Annotated in this window: 20 protein-coding genes; 13 read left to right on the top strand and 7 right to left on the bottom strand. The window is 74.2% G+C overall.

Features of this window, described 5'->3' with window-relative positions:
* Positions 1-3: 3 nt before the first annotated feature.
* Positions 4-954, bottom strand: coding sequence for a Gfo/Idh/MocA family protein (locus tag ABEA53_RS02635; RefSeq protein ID WP_345479380.1), 951 nt, complete (start codon positions 952-954; stop codon positions 4-6).
* A gap of 180 nt (positions 955-1,134) precedes the next feature.
* Here ABEA53_RS02635 and ABEA53_RS02630 point away from each other — a divergent pair, with 180 nt between their 5' ends.
* The 8 genes from ABEA53_RS02630 (at position 1,135) to ABEA53_RS02595 (ending at position 7,509) form a co-directional block, all read left to right on the top strand.
* Positions 1,135-1,905, top strand: coding sequence for an SDR family oxidoreductase (locus ABEA53_RS02630; RefSeq protein WP_345479379.1), 771 nt, complete (start codon positions 1,135-1,137; stop codon positions 1,903-1,905).
* Between the two features lie 87 nt (positions 1,906-1,992).
* Positions 1,993-2,877 (top strand): NAD-dependent epimerase/dehydratase family protein, encoded by an 885-nt coding sequence (locus ABEA53_RS02625; RefSeq protein WP_345479378.1) that lies wholly within the window; start codon positions 1,993-1,995, stop codon positions 2,875-2,877.
* A gap of 326 nt (positions 2,878-3,203) precedes the next feature.
* The gene (locus ABEA53_RS02620) at positions 3,204-3,368 is read left to right on the top strand and encodes a hypothetical protein (protein WP_345479377.1); all 165 of its coding nucleotides are present in this window, start codon (positions 3,204-3,206) and stop codon (positions 3,366-3,368) included.
* A 25-nt stretch (positions 3,369-3,393) separates the two neighbouring features.
* Positions 3,394-3,756, top strand: coding sequence for a PRC-barrel domain-containing protein (locus ABEA53_RS02615; protein ID WP_345479376.1), 363 nt, complete (start codon positions 3,394-3,396; stop codon positions 3,754-3,756).
* Between the two features lie 57 nt (positions 3,757-3,813).
* A complete protein-coding gene (locus ABEA53_RS02610) occupies positions 3,814-4,731 on the top strand; it encodes a 5'-3' exonuclease (RefSeq protein ID WP_345479669.1) in 918 nt (305 codons plus the stop codon).
* A gap of 236 nt (positions 4,732-4,967) precedes the next feature.
* A complete protein-coding gene (locus ABEA53_RS02605) occupies positions 4,968-6,176 on the top strand; it encodes an MFS transporter (RefSeq protein WP_345479375.1) in 1,209 nt (402 codons plus the stop codon).
* Between the two features lie 425 nt (positions 6,177-6,601).
* On the top strand, positions 6,602-6,964 hold the full coding sequence (locus ABEA53_RS02600) for a VOC family protein (protein ID WP_345479374.1): 363 nt from the start codon (positions 6,602-6,604) through the stop codon (positions 6,962-6,964).
* Between the two features lie 116 nt (positions 6,965-7,080).
* Positions 7,081-7,509: a DUF6069 family protein gene (locus ABEA53_RS02595; protein ID WP_345479373.1), complete on the top strand. Its 429-nt coding sequence runs from the start codon at positions 7,081-7,083 to the stop codon at positions 7,507-7,509.
* 3 nt (positions 7,510-7,512) lie between these two features.
* Here the strand turns inward: ABEA53_RS02595 and ABEA53_RS02590 are convergent, their stop codons facing one another.
* The 4 genes from ABEA53_RS02590 to ABEA53_RS02575 are packed head-to-tail and all read right to left on the bottom strand — an operon-like array spanning position 7,513 to position 12,750.
* The gene (locus tag ABEA53_RS02590) at positions 7,513-8,508 is read right to left on the bottom strand and encodes an ABC transporter permease (RefSeq protein WP_345479372.1); all 996 of its coding nucleotides are present in this window, start codon (positions 8,506-8,508) and stop codon (positions 7,513-7,515) included.
* Positions 8,505-9,440, bottom strand: a complete 936-nt coding sequence (locus ABEA53_RS02585) for an ABC transporter permease (RefSeq protein WP_345479371.1) — start codon at positions 9,438-9,440, stop codon at positions 8,505-8,507. The genes ABEA53_RS02590 and ABEA53_RS02585 overlap by 4 nt, the downstream gene beginning before the upstream one ends.
* Positions 9,437-11,107 carry a dipeptide ABC transporter ATP-binding protein gene (locus ABEA53_RS02580; protein ID WP_345479370.1) on the bottom strand — a complete coding sequence of 557 codons (1,671 nt, stop codon included), beginning with the start codon at positions 11,105-11,107 and terminating at the stop codon, positions 9,437-9,439. Before ABEA53_RS02580 ends, ABEA53_RS02585 begins: the two co-directional genes overlap by 4 nt.
* A complete protein-coding gene (locus ABEA53_RS02575) occupies positions 11,104-12,750 on the bottom strand; it encodes an ABC transporter substrate-binding protein (RefSeq protein ID WP_345479369.1) in 1,647 nt (548 codons plus the stop codon). Before ABEA53_RS02575 ends, ABEA53_RS02580 begins: the two co-directional genes overlap by 4 nt.
* A gap of 161 nt (positions 12,751-12,911) precedes the next feature.
* Here ABEA53_RS02575 and ABEA53_RS02570 point away from each other — a divergent pair, with 161 nt between their 5' ends.
* Positions 12,912-13,742, top strand: coding sequence for an oxidoreductase (locus ABEA53_RS02570; protein WP_345479368.1), 831 nt, complete (start codon positions 12,912-12,914; stop codon positions 13,740-13,742).
* Positions 13,743-13,778: 36 nt separating this feature from the next.
* Here ABEA53_RS02570 and ABEA53_RS02565 read toward each other — a convergent pair whose 3' ends face one another.
* On the bottom strand, positions 13,779-14,639 hold the full coding sequence (locus tag ABEA53_RS02565) for a phosphatase PAP2 family protein (RefSeq protein WP_345479366.1): 861 nt from the start codon (positions 14,637-14,639) through the stop codon (positions 13,779-13,781).
* A gap of 296 nt (positions 14,640-14,935) precedes the next feature.
* Here ABEA53_RS02565 and ABEA53_RS02560 point away from each other — a divergent pair, with 296 nt between their 5' ends.
* From ABEA53_RS02560 to ABEA53_RS02545, 4 genes are all read left to right on the top strand, one after another.
* Positions 14,936-15,370: a YsnF/AvaK domain-containing protein gene (locus tag ABEA53_RS02560; protein ID WP_345479365.1), complete on the top strand. Its 435-nt coding sequence runs from the start codon at positions 14,936-14,938 to the stop codon at positions 15,368-15,370.
* Positions 15,371-15,563: 193 nt separating this feature from the next.
* Positions 15,564-16,388 (top strand): FAD:protein FMN transferase, encoded by an 825-nt coding sequence (locus ABEA53_RS02555; RefSeq protein ID WP_345479364.1) that lies wholly within the window; start codon positions 15,564-15,566, stop codon positions 16,386-16,388.
* Complete coding sequence (locus ABEA53_RS02550) at positions 16,385-17,764, top strand: ferredoxin reductase family protein (protein WP_345479362.1); 1,380 nt, start codon at positions 16,385-16,387, stop codon at positions 17,762-17,764. Before ABEA53_RS02555 ends, ABEA53_RS02550 begins: the two co-directional genes overlap by 4 nt.
* A gap of 17 nt (positions 17,765-17,781) precedes the next feature.
* Positions 17,782-18,351, top strand: coding sequence for an FMN-binding protein (locus tag ABEA53_RS02545; RefSeq protein WP_345479361.1), 570 nt, complete (start codon positions 17,782-17,784; stop codon positions 18,349-18,351).
* Positions 18,352-18,457: 106 nt separating this feature from the next.
* On the opposite strand, the gene ABEA53_RS02540 is transcribed toward ABEA53_RS02545, so the two are convergent.
* The gene (locus ABEA53_RS02540; RefSeq protein WP_345479360.1) at positions 18,458-19,057 is read right to left on the bottom strand and encodes a DedA family protein; all 600 of its coding nucleotides are present in this window, start codon (positions 19,055-19,057) and stop codon (positions 18,458-18,460) included.
* Between the last annotated feature and the right edge of the window lie 42 nt (positions 19,058-19,099).

The raw sequence follows: 19,099 nt of genomic DNA, 5'->3' as shown, positions 1-19,099 counted from the left end.
CCCTCAAGCGAGCTCGACGGCCGCTCCGCTCGCGAGCGCCTCCCGCGCCGCGATCGCCAGCCGCACCGCCGCGAGCGACGCGGCCGGATCGCCGTGCACCGGCCGGGCGCCCGACCGGATGCAGTCGAGGAACACGCGCGCCTGCGCCGTGTAGGGCGCACCGGGATCGACGGGCGTGCGCGACGAGGCGCCCCCGGCGTCGACGACGAGCTCGCTGCTGCCGCCCGCCGCCGCGTACCGGGCGCTGCCCCGCTCCCCCGTCACCTCGAGGAGGGTGCTGAACGGGAAGGACGGAGGCAGGTCCCATCCGGCCCGGACGTGCCCGACCCCGCCGCCCCGGTGCTGCACGGTCACCTCCGCCGTCCCGTCGGCGCCGTGCCTGGCCTCGACGCGGACGGCCGGGCCGAGCAGCAGGAGCAGCTGGTCGAAGTCGTGCACGGCGAGGTCCAGCAGGAACCCGCCCGACCGCTGCTCGTCGTCGAGCCAGGCCGGTCGGCCGTCGGCGGGGGCGAGCCGGTCCGACCGCGCCTCCCGCACCGCGCCGAGGCGCCCCTGCTCGACCAGCTCCCGCACCGCGACGGACCCGGGGAAGAAGCGGACCACGTGCGCGACCATCAGCACCGAGCGGGACCGGCGACCGAGCTCGACGAGCCGTTCCCCCTCCGCCGCGGTCAGCGCGAGCGGCTTCTCGAGCAGCACGTGCTTGCCCGCCGCGAGCGCCCGCTCCGTCAGCTCGAGGTGCGTGCCCGTCGGGGTGCAGATCGACACGATCCCGATGTCGGGATCCCGGAGGACGCCGAGGAGATCGGTGCTCCGGGCCGCCGGCGCGGCCTCCAGCGCGACCGGTCCGCGCCGCCCCACGACGGCGACGACCTCCGCCTCCGGTGCGAGCGCGCTCCACGCCGCGGCGTGCGTCTCACCCATCCGCCCGGCCCCGACGACCGCGACCCGCATGCGGCTCCCTCCGAGCGGGCGCAGGAGCGCGCCGCCAGCAGTCAGGCTCCCAGATCCTGCGCAGGCCCGGACAGCGGTCTCGACGACGCCGACGGGCAGGCGGACGCTGCCACGGCGCCCGACCGGAGCGGCGACTGCAGCGGCTCGTCGCGCGGCTGCTGCGAGCGCCACACTGAACCCATGACGCAACGACGGGGTGTGGCGGTCCTGACCGGCGTGGGACGCGCCCGGGGCATCGCGGCGGCGATCGCGACGGGGCTCGCGGAGGACGGGTGGGACCTCGCGCTCACCCACTGGACGCCCTACGACCGACGGCTCGGCATCGGCGGCGGGCGCGAGGACGTGACCGCGGTCGCCGAGCAGGCGCGCGCGCTCGGCGCGACCGTCACGACGATCGAGGCGGACCTCGCCGACGCGGACGCGCCACGAGCGGTCCTCGCCGAGGCGTCGGCCGCCGGAGACGTGCGCGCGCTCGTGATGTCGCACAGCGAGTCGATCGACAGCGGGATCCTCGACACCTCCGTGGAGGCGTGGGACCGGCACTTCGCCGTCAACAGCCGCGCGTCGTGGCTGCTGATCAAGCACTTCGCCGAGCTGCTGCCGGACGCGCCGAGCGTCGCCACGACGGGCCGGATCGTCGCCCTGACGAGCGACCACACCGCCTTCAACCTGCCGTACGGCGCGAGCAAGGGCGCGCTCGACCGGCTCGTGCAGGCCGCCGCGGTCGAGCTCGGACCGCGCGGCGTCCGCGCGAACCTCGTCAACCCGGGCCCCATCGACACGGGCTGGATGGACGACGCGATCCGCGCCGCCTGCCTCGCCGAGACGCCCGCGGGCCGGCTCGGCACCCCCGCCGACACGGCGGACCTCGTGCGCTTCCTGCTGTCCGACCGCGGCGGCTGGATCTCCGGGCAGGTCCTGCACAGCAACGGCGCCTTCCACGTGGGCTGACCCGCGATCGCGCAGGGGCGGGGCGGTACCGTCGGGCCGTCCACCGACGGATCGACGTCCGCGGCGGGGTCCTGGAGGAGGAGCAGCATGCGCGTGGTCGTCACCGGTTCTCGAGGCAAGGTCGGGCGCGCCACCGTGCAGGCGTTCGCCGACGCGGGGCACGACGTGCTCGGCGTCGACCTCGTCCGTCCCGTCTTCGACGCGGGCGTCGTCGTGCCCGGCCGCTACGTGCAGGCCGACCTGACCGACGCGGGCGCGGCGTTCTCCGTCGTCGCCGGCGCGGACGCGGTCGTGCACACCGCCGCGATCCCGCAGCCGACGGGCAACCCGCCCCACGTCGTGCTGCAGACGAACCTGATGTCGACGTTCAACCTCGTCGAGGCCGCCGTGCGCTTCGGGGTGCCGCGCTTCGTCAACGTGTCGAGCGAGAGCATCGTCGGCAACTTCTTCCCCGAGCGCCCGTTCCTGCCGGACTACCTGCCGATGGACGAGGAGCACCCCCTCCTCCCCCAGGACCCGTACGCGCTGTCGAAGGCGTTCGGCGAGCAGCTGATGGACGCCGCGGTCCGCCGCTCCGACATCAGGGCGATCTCGATCCGCCCGAGCACGGTGCACAACGAGGACAACTACGAGTCGAATCTCGGCAAGCAGGTGCGGGACCCGTCGAACCTGTCGGCGAACTTCTGGAGCTACATCGACGTGCACGACCTCGCCGACGCGCTGCTGCTCGCCGCGCAGTCGGACCTGCCGGGGCACGAGGTCTTCTACATCGCCTCCCCCGACAACGCCGGCGGCCACGACTTCGCCGCGACGCTCCACCGCTTCTACGGCGAGCAGATCGAGCTGCGCGAGCTCGACCGGGTCGACGCCTCCGGCATCTCGATCGCGAAGGCGCGACGCCTGCTCGGCTTCGATCCGAAGCGCTCGTGGCGCGACTACCTCGACTCCGACGGGCACGCGCTGCACCGCTGAGGAGCGCACCGCCGCCGGACGGCGTGCACCGCCAGCGCCGTCCGGGGCGTACGGTCGGGCGCCAGTCCGTTCCGAGGAGGAACCAGCCATGGCAGACAAGTCCCCGAAGAAGTCCAACGGCAAGTCCGCAGCGGCGAAGACGCTGAAGGAGAAGCGCGTCGAGAAGAAGGACAAGTCGGCCGCGAAGCGCAAGGCGGAGTGACCTCCGGGCGCTGCGCGACGGATCCCTGATCCGCCGCGCGGCGCCGCCGCACCCCGCGGACTGGAGGGCGCGGTCGCAGCGGCCGGGTGCGAGGATGGCGCCGATCGCATCGGCAGGAGGCCCCGTGCTCGCACTCGTCCTGGCACTCGTGCTGCTGTGGGTGGTCCTCGCCGTCGTCGGACTGGTGATCAAGGGGCTGTTCTGGCTCACCCTGGTCGCCGCCGTGCTGTTCCTCGCCACCCTCGTGCTCGGCGGCGCCGTGAGCCGGCGCCGGCGACCGACCCGCTGACCGACCCCGTTCCCAAGGAGCACCCATGGCCGACTTCCCGGCGGAGAACATCCGCGACTGGCGCGATCACGACGTGGTCGACGCCGCCGGCGACAAGGTGGGCTCCCTGGAGTCCGTCTACTTCGACACCGCCACCGATTCCGCGATCTTCGCCGCGGTGCAGATCGGGATCCCCGGCCGGCGCCGGCTCGTTTTCGCGCCGCTCGTCGGCGCGGTCGTCGCACCCCGCTACCTCAAGGTGCAGGCCGACAAGAAGACCATCAAGGACGCCCCGTCGATCGACGTGGACGGCGAGCTGACGAGCGAGGCCGAGCCCGCGGTGTTCGAGCACTACGGCCTGCCCTACGCCCTCGGCGCCAACGGCGAGCGGCGCCTCGGCCGCCGCTGACCACCGCGGCCCGGAAGCGCGACCGGGCACACTGGGGCGGTGCCCGTCTCCCGCCTGATGCTGCTCGACACGGCAGCGCTGTACTTCCGCGCGTTCCACGGCCTGCCGGACACGATCACGACCCCTGACGGCACGCCGGTGAACGCCGTGCGCGGGCTGCTCGACATCATCGCGAGGCTGGTCGGCGAGTTCGAGCCGACGGACCTCGTGGCGTGCTGGGACGACGCGTGGCGCCCGCGCTGGCGGGTCGACCTCGTCCCCTCCTACAAGGCCCAGCGACTCGCGGAGGCCGGCGACGGCGACCGGCCGGACCGGGAGGTCGTGCCGGAGGCGCTGACCGCGCAGATCCCGATGATCCGGGAGGCGCTCGACGCGCTCGGCATCGCGGTCGTCGGGGCGCCGGACCACGAGGCCGACGACGTGATCGGCACCCTCGCGGCCACGGCGTCGGGTCCGGTGGACGTCGTGACGAGCGACCGCGACCTGTACCAGGTGATCGACGACGCCCGCGGGGTGCGCGTCGTCTCGACGGCCCGCGGGATGCGGGACCTCGAGCTCGTGACCGACGACGTGCTCCGGGCGAAGTACGGCGTCTCGGCCGTGCAGTACGCCGAGTTCGCGACCCTGCGCGGCGACCCCTCCGACGGGCTGCCGGGCGTCGCGGGCATCGGCGAGAAGACGGCCGCGGCCCTGCTCGCGAAGCACGACGACCTGGAGGGGGTGCTCGCGGCCGCCTCGACGACGAGCAGCGGCATCCCCGCGGGGCAGGCCGCGAAGCTGCGGGCGGGCGCCGAGTACGCGCGCCGCGCGCTGCCGGCCGTGCGGGTCGTCCGCGACCTGCCGCTGCCGACGGTGGACGCGACCGTGGCGCTCACGGACGCGCAGCGCGCAGCCGGCGCGACGCTGGCGGAGCAGTGGGGGCTCGGCGGGTCCATGGACCGCGTGCTCGCGGCGCTGTCGGGCACGAAGGGCTGACGGCGTCGAGCCGGGCGTCCGCCGCCTGTGCGAACGCCTGCGATCGTCGCCGGGCCGGGAGGCGCGGAAAGGCCGCGATTAGGCTCGTGGCCGTCCGGCACCGCTGCTCGATCCCGACATCGGTGCGACCGCACACGACGCCGGGATCCCGCCCGTCCGCCCCCGAGGGCTGCGGGTCCGCGCTGCCGACCGGAGCTCGGCCGAGCTCCGCCGTCGTCCGCGGGGAGCCGGCACGCATGACCACCAGCGCTGCGATCGCTGCACCGACGGACCGCGTGCGGCCCGGGCTCGTGATCGCCGTGCTCGCGGCGGGCACGTTCCTCATGGGCACGAGCGAGTTCATCGTGGCGGGGCTGCTGCCGGAGGTCGCGGGCGACTTCTCCGTCGGCATCGGGCAGGCAGGACTCGCGATCACGGCGTTCGCGGCCGGCATGATCATCGGATCGCCGGTCATGGTGCTGCTGACCCTGCGCCTCTCGCGGCGGTCGACCCTCGCCCTGGCGCTCGCGATCTTCGCGGTCGGGCACGTGCTCGCCGCGATGAGCGGCGTCTTCCCCGCGCTGCTCGCCGCCCGCTTCCTCACCGCGGTCGCGACCGGCGCGTTCTGGGCCGTCGCCTCGCTCGTCGCCGCGGAGGTGGCCGGTCCGGGCTCGAGCACGCGGGCGCTCGGCGTCGTGCAGGGCGGCGCGATGCTCGCGACGGTGGTCGGGGTGCCGCTCGGGGCCGTGCTCGGTCAGCTGATCGGCTGGCGCGGGCCGTTCTGGATCCTGGCGGTCCTCGCCGCGCTCGCCGCCGTCGTGGTCCGGCGGCTGGTCCCGAGCACCCGGGCCGCAGCGGTCCCCGACCTGCGGGCCGAGCTGACCGCCCTCCGGTCGGGCCGGCTCTGGCTGGTGCTGCTCTCCTGCGCCTGCGTCGCCGGCGGCGTGCTGACCGTCTACAGCTACGTCTCCCCGCTGCTCACCGATGTGACGGGCCTGCCCGCGGGCGCCGTGCCGCTCGCGCTCGTGCTGTTCGGGGCGACCGCGCTCGTGGGCACGATCGTGGGCGGGCGGGTCGGCGACGCCCGCCCGTACGCGACGATCCTCGGCGCCTCCGCCGTCACGCTGCTCGCGATCGTGACGCTCGGGCTGGTCGCGCCGATGCCCGCGCCGACGCTCGCGGTGATCGCGCTGCTCGGCCTGACCGGCCTGTCGGCGAATCCGGTGCTCGGGATCCTCGCGATCCGCTTCGGCGGCTCCGCACCGACGCTGGCGAGCGCGCTCACACCTTCGGCCTTCAACCTCGGGACCGCGGTCGGCACCGGCATCGCCTCGGTGAGCCTGCACTCGAGCCTCGGCGCCCGCGCCGCGATCCTGATCGGCGCGGTCAGCGCCGCGCTCGTCCTCGTCGTGTTCGGCGCGCTGACCCTGTCCGTCCGCGGTCGCCGGAAGGCCGCCGCCGCCTGACCGGGCGGCGGAGCACCGCTCGCAGGAGGGACGGCCGCACGTCCGCCGCGCCCGGGCGATCCTCCTCTTCGCGGCGACTCCCTCGGAAAGTTAGACTTCCCCCAGGACCGGTTCTCCGGGTTCGCGCGAAGACGATCCGCTGCATGCGAAGCGAGCGCGACCTGCCGGCACCTGCAACCGAGGCCACGAACCTCGAGTCAGCAGATCGACATGACCGGTCTCTCGTTCGCCCACGACTCCTCCGCGTACAGCACCCGCTCCTGCCGCTGCGGCAGCCACATGCTCGTCAGCACCCCCTCCGGGCGCGTCAAGGCCCGCTGGCGATGCCCGGGCTGCGGCCGGAGCAGCCGCCGCTGAGCGTCGCCGCAGCTCCTGGTGCGGGCGTCGGCACCGGGCCTACCGTGGGGCGCGACGGAGGAGGCCGTGTGGCATCGGTGACGGGGTTCGGCGGCGCGTTCCTGCGGGCGGACGACCCGAAGGCGCTCGCCCGCTGGTACGAGCAGCACCTCGGGCTCGCCCGCACCGGCACCTCGTTCGTCCTGCCCGAGGCGGGCGGCCCGGTCGCGCTGGCGTTCTTCTCGCGCGACGACCCGTACCTCCCGGCCGAGCAGCCGGTGATGCTCGACCTGCGGGTCGACGACCTCGACGCCGTGCTCGACGCGCTGGCGGCAGCCGGCGTCGAGATCGATCCGCGCCGCGACGCGTTCGGGTTCGGCCGGTTCGGCTGGTTCACCGATCCCGCGGGGAACCGCGTGGAGCTGTGGGAGGCGCCGACGGGCGACGCCTGAGCGGCCGCTGCTCCCGACGGAGCAGCGCGGGATACGGCGACGGGAGGACGACGCGGCGCGGCCGTCCGGCGAGGCTTCGAGCAGGCGCCATCGGGGCGCCGGGAACGAGGCCCGTCATGACCGCCACCACCGCCCCCTCCACCGCCGCGACGCCGCGGGTCCTGCTCGCCGCGGGCACCGCCGCCGTGCTCGCGAGCGCCGTGAACGTCGGCATCGCGCTCGCCGTGCCCGCGCTGGGCCTGCCGGTGCTGCCGCAGCTGATGCCCGCCGGCGTCGTCGCCTTCACCGTGGTCGCTGCGGTGGTCGGCGCGATCGGCTGGCAGCTCGTGCGCCGGCGGTCGGCCGACCCGCGCCGCCTGCTGACGCGACTGGTGCCGATCGTGCTCGCCGTGTCCTTCGTGCCCGACGTCGCACTCGGCGTCGCGACGGCCACCGGCACCGGCCCCGCGCCGGTCCTCGCCCTGGCGCTGATGCACCTCACGACGATCGTCGTCGCGGTCGCGGTGTACGCGCGGGTGCTGCCGGTCCGGAACCGGGCGGCCTGACGCTCAGCCGAGCGCCACCCGCGGGTCGAGGAAGCCGTAGACGACGTCGACGAGGAAGTTCGCCAGGGTGATCAGCAGCGCCGCGAACAGCGTGACGCCGACGACGACCTGCAGGTCGGTCGTGCCGATCGCGGTGATCAGCAGCGAGCCGAGGCCCTGCATCGAGAACACCTTCTCGGTGATGACCGCACCGCCGAGCAGGCTGCCGAGGTCGAGCCCGAACACGGTCACGACCGGGATGAGCGCGTTCCGCAGCCCGTGCCGCACGACCACCGCGGACTCGCTGAGGCCGATCGCCCGCGCGGTGCGGATGTGGTCGCGGCCGAGCTGGTCGATCAGCTCGGCCCTGGTCAGCCGGGCGTACACCGCGGCGCTGATGAACGCCAGCGCGCACCACGGCAGCAGCAGGTGCAGGAACCACCCGCCCGGGTCCTCCGTCAGCGGCTCGTACCCGCCGGTCGGCAGCCACCCGAGGGCGAAGCCGAACAGCAGGATCGCGAGCAGCCCGACCAGGTAGGCGGGAGCGGAGACGCCGGCGATCGCCACGGTCATCACGGCCCGGTCGAGCGCCCGCCCGCGGCGGACGGCCGCGACGGCGCCGCCGGTCACGCCCGTCACGAACCAAAGCACCGCGGCGCCGATCGCGATGGAGGCGGTGACCGGCAGGCGGGACAGGATCAGCTCGGTCACCGGGGTGCTGAGCTGGAAGGAGTAGCCGAAGCAGGGCGCGGGGCAGCTGATCAGGCCGGCGCCCGAGCCGTACGAGCGACCGGTGACGATGCCGGTGAGGTAGTTCCAGAGCTGTGCGAACCAGGGCACGTCGAGCCCGAGGTAGCGCTGCGCCGCGGCGTAGCGCTCGGGCGTGCAGGGCTTGCCGCAGGACAGCCGGGCGGGGTCGGCGGGCAGGAGGTAGAAGACGATGTAGGTGACGACGGCGACGGCCAGCAGCACCAGGACGATGCCCGCGAGGCGGAGCGCGAGGAAGCGGACGACGGTCATGATCCCGGCACCATCCGGTCGTCGACGACGGGACTCTGGTCCGACCGGCCGCGGCGGCCGCGGTTCACCCTCGGGTCCAGCGCGTCGCGCAGGCCGTCGCCGAAGGCGTTGAACGCGAGGGTCAGCAGGAACAGGGCCCCGCCCGGGAAGGCGAGGTACGCGGGGTCCGTGGAGAACCAGGCGACCGCATCGCCGATCGATCGGCCCCACGAGGGCGTGGGCGGCGGCACCCCGACGCCGAGGAACGACAGCGCCGCCTCGGTGCCGATCGACGCGGGGATGAGGATCGTCGCGTAGACGATGATCGTGGCGCCGACGTTCGGCAGCAGCAGGCGGAACAGCACGTGCCCCGCGGGCGCGCCCATCGCCTCCGCCGCGGTGATGAACGTCCGCGACCGCAGCGACAGGACCTGGCCCCGGATCACGCGGGCGACCGCCGGCCAGCCGAAGAAGGCGATGATCAGCACGATCAGCAGCGGCTTCGGGAACGAGGCCGCGACCACCGCGGTCAGCGCGATCATGAAGACGAGGCTCGGGAACCCGAGCATCACGTCGATCACGCGACTGATCACGCGGTCGACCCAGCCGGCGAAGTAGCCCGCGACCAGGCCGACGAGCACGCCGACGACGACGGAGGCGAGCGAGGCGCCGACCCCGACGAGGATCGAGGTGCGGGCGCCGTAGAGCACGATCGCGAACAGGTCCCGGCCGCTCAGCGGCTCGACGCCGAACCAGTGCTGCCAGGAGATCCCGCCCCCGGCGCCGCGCGGCGCCCCGGAGTCGTCGAGCGCCGACAGGTGGTACCGGTACGGGTCCTGCCCGTTGAGCGCCGTGATCGCCGGAGCGAGCAGCGCCGCGAGGACGAAGAGCAGGACCACGGCCGCGCCGGCGAGCGCCCAGGGGTCGCGGCGGAGGTGGCGCCAGACGATCATGCGCCCGCTCCCAGCAGGCGCCGCTGCTCGCGGCGGACCGCCTGCGCCTCCGGGTCCGCGACCGGCACCGCGGCGAGCAGGCGCCGCGTGTACGGGTCGGCTGGCTCGGTGAGCACCCGGTCGGTCGGCCCCTGCTCGACGACGCGGCCGTCGCGCAGCACCACCACCGTGTCCGCGAGGCGCCGCACGACGGCGAGGTCGTGGCTGATCAGGAGGCAGGCGAAGCCGCGCCGCCGCTGCAGGTCGGCGAGCAGGTCGAGCACCGCGGCCTGCACCGACACGTCGAGCGCGCTCGTCGGCTCGTCGGCGATCAGCAGCTCGGGGTCGAGCGCGAGGGCGCGGGCGATCGCCACGCGCTGGCGCTGGCCGCCGGAGAGCTCGTGCGGGTACCGGTCGGCGAAGGCGGCGGGCAGGCGCACGGCCTCCAGCAGCTCCTCGACCCGTGCCCGGCGCTGCTCCGGCGTCTGCGCCGTGTGCAGCTGCAGCGGCTCCGCGATGCTCCAGCCGATCGTCGTGCGCGGGTTGAGCGACGACGCGGGGTCCTGGAAGACGTAGCCGATGCGGGCGCGCACCGCACGGCGGGCGCGGTGCCCGCCGCGGCGCAGGTCCACCCCGGTCACGGACGCGTCGCCGCCGCTCAGCGGCACGAGCCCGACGAGCGCCCTCCCGGCGGTGGACTTGCCCGAGCCGGACTCGCCCACCAGCCCGACCACCCGGCCCGCGCCGATGCGCAGGTCGACGCCGTCGAGCGCGGCCGGTCGCCGTCCGCGGCGGCGGTAGGTGACGGCGGCGCCGCGGAGCACCGCGACGGGCTCGCCCTCCCCCGCGCCGGTCTGCTCGGGGCCCGCCGCGTCGACGGAGGGCACGGACGCGAGCAGCTCGCGCGTGTACGGCTGCGCGGGCGCGAGCAGCACCTGGCGCACGGTGCCGGTCTCCACGACGCGACCGCGCTGCAGCACGAGCACGTCGTCGGCGAGGTCGGCGACGACGCCCATGTCGTGCGTGATCAGGAGGATCGCGGTGCCGCGGTCGTGCGCGAGGGACCGCAGCAGGTCGAGGATCCCCGCCTGCACGGTGACGTCGAGCGCCGTCGTCGGCTCGTCGGCGATGAGCGCGACGGGGTCGTTGCTGATCGCCATCGCGATCATCGCGCGCTGCAGCTGCCCGCCCGACAGCTGGTGCGGGAAGGAGGCGGCGATGCGCTCCGGGTCGGCGAGCCCGACGGCGGCGAGCAGATCGAGCACGCGGTTGCGGATGCCCGACCGCCCCGCGCGGTGCGCGCGGATCGCCTCGGCGATCTGGTCCCCGACGCGATACACCGGGTCGAAGGCGCTCATCGGCTCCTGGAACACGGTGCCGACGCGGCCGCCGCGCACCGCGCGCAGCGTGGCCGCGTCCGCGCCGAGCAGCTCGTCGCCCTGCAGCCGGATGGCGCCCGTCACGGTCGCGGCGGCCGGCACGAGCCCCAGCACGCTCATCGCGGTCAGGCTCTTGCCGGACCCCGACTCCCCCACGAGCGCCAGCACGCGCCCGGCGCGCAGGTCGAAGCCGACCGAGTCCACGACCCGGCCGGCCCCGTCCTGCGCTTCGTCCTGCGCCCCGCTGAAGGTGATCGTGAGGTCGCGGACCGCCAGGACCGGGAGGTCGGCGGATGCGGCCTCCGTCACTTCGTGAGCGTGAGGGTCATGTAGTCCGGGTAGGCCGGGAACGACGGGATGAAGAAGTTCCCGACCCCCGAGCCGTGCAGGAACGACTGCTTCGCGTACACGAGCGGCACGATCGGCGCGTCGGCCATGATCCGCTTGTCGATCGCGGCCCACTGCGCCTGCGCCTTCGTCTGGTCGACCTCGGCCTGCGCCGCGGCGATCGCCTCGTCGATCGACGAGTTCTTGTACTGCGAGACGTTGAAGTTGCCGTTGCCGATCTGGCTCGAGTCGAACAGCGGCGAGATGTTCGCGTTGGCGGACGGGAAGTCCGGCTGCCAGCTCGACAGCGACAGGTCGAACGTGGGGTTGCTCACCGCGACGTCCTTGTAGAAGGAGTCGACGTCCTCCGTCTTCAGCGTCACGGTGATGCCGGCGCGCTTCAGGCCCTGCTGCACCGCCTGCGCCTGCGCGAGCGAGGCGGAGTCGTTCTGCGTGAGCAGCACGAGCTTCAGGCCGCTCACCCCGGCGGACGCGAGCAGGCTCTTCGCCTTCGCGACGTCGCCCGTCTCCGGCGCCTCGTACAGGTCGTAGTCCTGACGCCCGGCGATGCCCGGCGTGATGAGGGTGGAGGCGTAGGTGCCGGCGTTCGAGCCGCCCGAGGCGACGAGGTACGCCTTCTTGTCGACCGCGTACTCGAGCGCCTGGCGCACCTTCAGCTGCTTCAGCGACCCGCGCTGCGTGTTGATGGCGAGGTACTGGATCGGCCCGGCCTGCGAGGTGCTGAGGCGCGCCTTCGCCGCGGCGTTGCCGTTCACGGTCGCGAGGTCCGCCGCACCGAGGTACTGCGCGCCGAACGCGGTCTTGTAGGACCCCGTGTCGTTCACGAGGTTCTGCACCGTCGTGGTCTGGTTCTGGCTCTCCTGGAACACGACCGTGTCGGCCTGCGCCGTGCGGACCGAGTCCGTCTTCTTCGACCAGTACTTGTTGCGCACGAGCGTCACCGAGGTGCCGTCCTTGATGGACGCGACCTTGTACGGGCCGGAGGTGATCGGCGCCTTGACGTAGGCGGCGGGGTTGCCGTTCGACTCCTTGACGGGCGAGAAGGCGGGCATCGAGGCGATCCACGGCCAGTCGCCGAAGGCCTTGTTCAGGTGGAAGACGATCGTGCTGGAGTCGGGCGTCGCGATGGAGGCGAGCTGCTTCCCGTCGAACGGGCCCTTGTACCCGTCGCCGCCCTGCAGCAGCGTCTTGTGGTAGCTGAGGCCGCCCTGCAGCTGGTCGCTGAAGGAGCGCTCGATGCCGTACTTGATCGACTCGCTCGTGATGGGGCTGCCGTCGGAGAACTTGAGCCCGCTCTTCAGCGTGTAGGTCCAGGTCTTCCCGTCGTCGCTGGCGGTGCCGGTGGTCGTCGCGAGGTCGGGCACGACCTTCGCGTCCTGCCCCTGCTTCACGTCCCAGGTCGTCAGGCGGCGGTCGAGGAAGCTCAGCGACGTGGTCGCGAGGTTCTGGCTCGAGGCGGGGTCGAGGAGCAGGGTGCTGGAGGGCGTGAGCACGGTGAGCGTGCCGCCGCCCGCCTGCTTCGCGGAGGACCCGCCGGTGCTGCACGCCGTGAGCACCAGAGCGGTGGCGGCGAGCAGAGCGACGAGCGGTGGGGTGGTGCGCATGCGTCAAGCCTGAAGCACGCGGGCCGGGAGCACGTGTCGCGGCCGTCACATTTCGTAGACGGGACGACAACACGCCGGTCGGGGCTGCACGTTCAGTCGCGTCCCCGGCAGCCGGGGCCAGGATCGCTCTCGAACTTCGACGCGGAAGCAGGACACCCCCCATGGCCACCTGGCTCATCACCGGCTGCTCGACCGGCCTCGGCCGCGCCTTCGCGGAGGCGGCCTTCGCTCACGGCCACGACGTCGTCGTGACCGCCCGCGACGTCGCGAAGGTGCAGGACCTCGCGGACGCGCACCCCGACCACGCCCTGGCCCTCGCGCTCGACGTCACCGACGACGCGCAGGTCGCCGCCGCGGTGCAGGCTGCCGAGGAGCGCTTCGGCGGCGTGGACGTGCTCGTGAACAACGCCGGCTACGGCTACCGCGCGGCGGTGGAGGAGGGCGACGACGCGGACGTGCAGCGCCTGTTCGACACCCACGTCTTCGGCACGGTCCGCACGATCAAGGCGGTGCTGCCCGGCATGCGTGCCCGTCGCTCCGGCACGATCGTGAACCTCTCCTCGATCGGCGCGCGCATCTCCCCTCCGGGCTCCGGCTACTACGCCGCGGTCAAGGCCGCGGTCGAGGCGCTGACCCTCTCGCTGCGCCGCGAGGCCGCGCACCTCGGCATCCGGGCGATCGCCGTCGAGCCCGGCGGGTTCCGCACCGACTTCGCGGGCCGCTCCCTCACCCAGTCCGCCGAGCCGATCGCGGACTACGCCGAGACGGCGGGCAAGCGGCGCAAGGAGCACGACACCGTGCACGGCACGCAGCCGGGCGACCCGGCGAAGGGCGCCGAGGTGCTCGTCGCCGCCGTCGAGTCCGAGGACCCGCCGTTCATGCTGCTGCTCGGCAACGACGCGTCGGACGGCTTCCGCGCCGCGCTGCACGAGCTGCTCGACGAGGTCGACCGCTGGGAGCCGCAGAGCCGCAGCACCGACTTCGACGCCTGAGCCGCCTCCGCGGCTCCCGCTGACGCACGCGCCGGCTCAGCGGGCCCGGCGCGCGGCGGCCTGCACCGGCGGCCGCTCCGGCGCGCCGCGCTGCCGCGCCGTGAGGTACAGCCGGTGGGCCGTCACGACGAGCGCCAGCCAGAAGGCGCCGAGCAGCCAGCCGGCCAGCACGTCGGTGAACCAGTGCGCCCCGAGCAGCACGCGGGTGAGCCCGACGACGACGGCGATCACGATCGGCGCGACGATGCACGCGACCTTCGCCGCGATGGCGTGCCGCCGCAGCCACAGCAGGTAGCCGACCACCCCGGCGATGACCGTCGCGTTCAAGGTGTGGCCGCTCGGGAACGACGGGGAGGACTCGTAGGGCGGCACCGCGTACATCCGCAGCGGGCGGCTCCTGTCGATGATGTCCTTGCCCGCGATCGTCATCAGCAGCGAGCCGACGCCGGCCGCCCCGATCAGGATCACCGGGGTCCAGGACCGGCGCCGGAGCGCGAGCAGCAGCATCGCGGTCAGCGCCATGATCGGCATGCCGACCGGCCCGAACAGGTACGCGACGCCCGCCGCGAACGCGTCGAGCCCCGGCGAGCGCAGCCCGATCGCGGCGCGCAGCGCGGGCACGTCGAGCGCAGCGATCCCGTCCTCGTCGGTCACCGCGTCGTAGACCCGCGCGACGAGGAACGCGAGCAGGACGGCGACGCCGATCCCGACGACGAGGATCAGGGCGAGCGCGGGGTGCGCGCCGATGCGCCGCCCGATCGACGTGAAGAACGACGCCACGACGCGGCCGACGGGCGTGACCCAGCTCGTGAGGTCGACGCGGCCCACGCGACCGTCGGCCCGCACCTCCTCCGGTGCGCCCGCATCGGCCGGCCCGCCGCCCCTCGGCTCCGTCATCGGATCTCCTTCTGCGCAGGTGGGAGGAGGCATGGTGGCGCACCTGCTCCGCCTCCGGCTGGGAGCGGCGGCCGGCGCTCGGCCCGTTCACGCACGGCGGGCGGCGCTTCAGCCTCCTGTCGACGTTCACGCAGGTGGCGCGGACGCTAATGAGGGGTCGCTGCGGGAGGCTGGTGTGCGGTGCCCTCTCGCGCCACCGGAGCCCGACGCACCGCGCGACGAGCCGGCGCGGTGCGCTCGTCGCCGAGCAGCCGCCCGCCGCGACCACCCGTCCGATCGACAGCAAGGATCCGCTCATGGCCAAGCACAGCTCCGACGCCGAACCGCTCCGCTCCCCCTCCGGCGACGACGCCGGCGTGGACGCGATCGACACCCTCCTCTCCGCCGAGCAGCTGCGGGTGGGCCGCGAGCGCATCCCCACCCGCATCGCCCGCCTGCAGAAGTTCATCGTGACCGAGCAGCGGACCATCACGGTCGAGGTCCGTCACGAGGAGGCGCGGCTCGTCTACGAGGACGTGCCCGCGGGCGAGGACGCGGCGGCGCTGCTGTCGCGGCGCACCGACGACGTGCCCGAGCTCGTGCTGCACGAGGAGCGGATCGAGGTGACGACCCGAGTGGTGCCGGTCGAGCGGGTGCGCGCCGTCGTCGAGCAGGTGACCGAGCGCCGCGAGGTCAGCGGCGAGGTCCGCGTGGAGCGGGTCGAGGTGGAGGACGCCGCGGCCAGGTCCTGACCCCTCGTCGTCGCGCGGTGCTCGTGGCGTCGCGCGGTCCGCATGCCGGCCGCGCGACGCCGCAGGCACCGCGCTCCGCGGTTCCTGCACGGCTTCGCGGCCGCATCGCGCCACGACGGACGGGCGCGACGCTCATAGGGAGCACCGAGCAGGCTCATCGGATCCGGCGGCGACGCCCCTCCACCCTGATCCGGTGACCTCGATCAGCGACACCGCGACCGCTCCGCGCACCGTGCACGTGCAGCGCGTGATGGGCACCGTCGTCTCGTTCGACCTGCGCCGCACGGGCGACCACGCGGCGGGCATCGCCGCCGCGGTCGCGTGGTTCACCGAGGTCGACGAGCGCTTCAGCACCTACCGACCCGACAGCGAGGCGTCCCGGTTCGGCCGAGGCGAGGTGCGTCCCGACGCGATGAGCGCGGACCTGCGCGAGGTCGTCGCCGCCTGCGACGCGATCGCCGCGGTGTCCGGCGGCGCGTTCGACGCGCGTCGCGCGGGCCGCTTCGACCCCGCCGCGTACGTGAAGGGCTGGTCCGTCGAGCGCGCGGGCCGCCTCCTCCGCGCCGCGGGCTGCGAGGACTGGACCGTCAACGCCGGCGGCGACGTGCTCGTCGCCTCCTCGGACCGCTCCCGGTCCCCATGGCGGATCGGCGTGCAGCACCCGTTCGACCGGAGCGCGACGGCGCTGGTGCTCGAGGCGCACGACCTCGCGGTCGCCACCTCGGGCCGGTACGAGCGCGGGGACCACATCCTCGACCCGCGCACGGAGCGCCCGGCGACGGCCGCCGCCTCGACCACGGTCTGCGGCGCCGACCTCGGCCTCGCCGACGCCTTCGCGACCGCGGCGTTCGTGCTCGGCGACGAGGGGCCCGCCTGGATCGCCGGGATCCCGGGCTGCGAGTGCTGGACGGTGCTCGACGACGGCCGCGTGCTCGCCACGGACGGCTTCCCGCGCATGGTCGCGGGCGTCCCCGTGCGCACGAGCGGCACGACCGACCCGCTCGGACCGGCGCGATGAGCACCACCGCGCTGCGCCCGGTGCACGCCGCTTCCCCGCGCACGCCCCGCCGGCTGCCGCGCCGCGGCCGCCCCGTCGTCGTCGACGTGCTGGCCGGCGCCGCGGGGCTGGGGCTCGGCATCACCATCGCGCTCGGGATCGGCGCGCAGTCGTGGCAGAGCGTCTCGAGCCCGGCGGGCCTGCTCACCGCGGTCGGCCGCATGGCCGGCCTGCTGTCGGGCTACGCGATGATCGTCACGGTCGCGCTCTCCGCGCGGATCGGCCCCCTCGAGCGGGCGATCGGGCAGGACCGGCTCATCCGCTGGCATCGGCGGCTCGGTCCCTGGGGCCTCTACCTGCTGCTCGCGCACGTGATCCTGATCGTGCTCGGGTACGCGGGCGTCGCGCAGACCGGCGTGCTCGCGCAGCTGTGGCAGCTCGTGCTCACCTACCAGGGCATGCTCGGCGCGGCCGTCGGCACCCTGCTGCTGCTCATGGCGGGCATCAGCTCGTACCGCCGCGCCCGCCGCCGCATGCGGTACGAGACGTGGTGGGCCGTGCACCTCTACACGTACCTCGCCCTGCTGCTCGCGTTCCAGCACCAGGTGCAGAACGGCGCCTCGTTCGCCGGTCACCCGCTCGCCACGCTGTGGTGGACCGCCCTCTGGGTCGCGCTGCTCGCGGCCGTCGTCGGATGGCGCGTCGCCCTGCCGGTCGCGCGATCGCTGCGGCACCGGATCCGGGTCGTGGAGGTCGTGCGCGAGTCGCCCGACGTGGTGTCCGTGGTCCTCGAGGGGCGGCGGCTCGACCGGCTGCCGGTCGCCGGCGGCCAGTTCTTCCAGTGGCGCTTCCTGACCCGCGGCGAGTGGTGGCAGGCGCACCCCTTCTCCCTCTCCCACGTGCCGCACGAGCACCGGATGCGCATCACGGTGAAGGACCTCGGCGACTCGAGCCGCGACCTCGCGGCGCTGCCCGCCGGCACGCCCGTGTTCATCGAGGGGCCGTACGGCCGGTTCACCGCCGACGCGGCGACCGGTCACCGGGTGCTGCTGGTCGGCGCCGGGGTCGGCGCGACGCCGCTGCGCAGCCTGCTGCAGGACCTCGACGAGCACGCCGACGTCGCGGTGCTGCTGCGCGGCAGCGACGAGGCGTCCCTGGTGCTCCGCGACGAGATCGCGGAGGAGGTCGAGCGCCGCGGCGGCCGGATGTGGGAGGCGCTCGGCGCCCGCACGCGCATCACGATCTCCGGGGAATCCCTGCGCCGTGCGATGCCCGACATCGCCGACCGCGACGTCTTCGTCTGCGGCCCGGACGCGTTCACCGCGACCGTCGCCACCGCCTGCCGCGCCGCCGGGGTGCCCGACGCGCGCATCCACCACGAGTCGTTCGCCTTCTGACACCGAGGAGTCCCGCCATGCGTCGCGCACCGATCGTCCTGACCGCCACCGTCCTCGGCACGGCCGGGGTCCTGCTGTTCAAGCCCCTGGCCACCACCTCCACCGCGAGCGGCTCCCCCGGCGCGGGCGACGCGACCTCGACCTCGACCTCGACCGGCACGGGGTCGTCGGCCGGCACCGCGACGCCCAGCGCAGCGGCCTCGGCGTCGGCGTCGGCGTCGGACGGCACCGGCGGCACGAGCACGAAGGACGGCACCTGGACCGGGGAGGCGGAGACGACCCGCTTCGGCACCACGCAGGTGAAGGCGACGATCTCGGGCGGCAGGATCACCGAGATCACGACGGTGCAGCTGAACGAGGCCGATCCGCGCTCGTACCAGATCAGCGTCGGCGCTGCGCCGACGCTGCGGTCCGAGGTGCTCGCGCAGCAGACCGCCGCCGTCGACGTGGTCAGCGGGGCGACGTACACGAGCGACGCGTACGAGGCGTCGCTGCAGTCGGCGCTCGACCAGGCGGGCTTCACGGCCGCAGACGGCTCGAAGGCGTCGACGGACGTGTCGAGCATCCAGGACTCCGGCGGCCACTGAGCCGCGGGCGCTCGCCCCCCGTGTGCACGACGCGCGGACACGTACCCGCCGCAGCGCGGGCACGTGTCCGCCGGTCGTGCAGACGCCGGGCGGGCGCGGGAGGCGCTCAGGCCTCCCGGCGGCGGGCGCGGCGCTTGCGCAGCTGGCCGATCACGACCGGCAGCACGGAGACGAGCACGACGACGGCGAGCAGCACGTCGATGTTGTCGGTGATGAAGGGGACGCCTGAGAGCAGCGAGCCGACGACGGTGACGCCGACGGCCCAGAGGAAGGCGCCGACGAGGTTCCAGGGCAGGAACCGGCGGTAGGGGTACCGCGCGCTGCCCGCCGCGAGCGGCACGTAGGTCCGCACGACCGGCACGAACCGCCCGAGGACCAGGGCGCGGCCGCCGTACCGCTCGAAGAACGCCTCCGTCTCCCGCAGGCGCGACGTCTTCAGCACCCGTGCGTCGTCCTTGAAGAGGCGGGACCCGAAGCGGCGGCCCAGGAGGTAGCCGGCCTGGTCGCCCGCGGCCGCCGCCACGAACCCGACCGCCGCGATCAGGGGAACGGTCAGCCCGAGCTGCTCGTGCGCCAGCCCCGCGCTGACGAGCAGCGAGTCGCCCGGCAGGAACGGGAACAGCAGCCCGGACTCGATGAACACGATCACCGCGATCACGACCAGGGCCCACGGTCCGGCGGCTGAGAGCAGCGATTGCACATCCACGCCTCGAGCCTGCGGGAGCCTCGACAAGGAACGACCAAGACG

The sequence above is a fragment of the Amnibacterium soli genome (genome assembly GCF_039544415.1).
Lineage (GTDB): Bacteria > Actinomycetota > Actinomycetes > Actinomycetales > Microbacteriaceae > Amnibacterium > Amnibacterium soli.
Note: the sequence above shows the minus strand (reverse complement) of the source record. Positions and strands in the feature narration are given on the sequence as shown.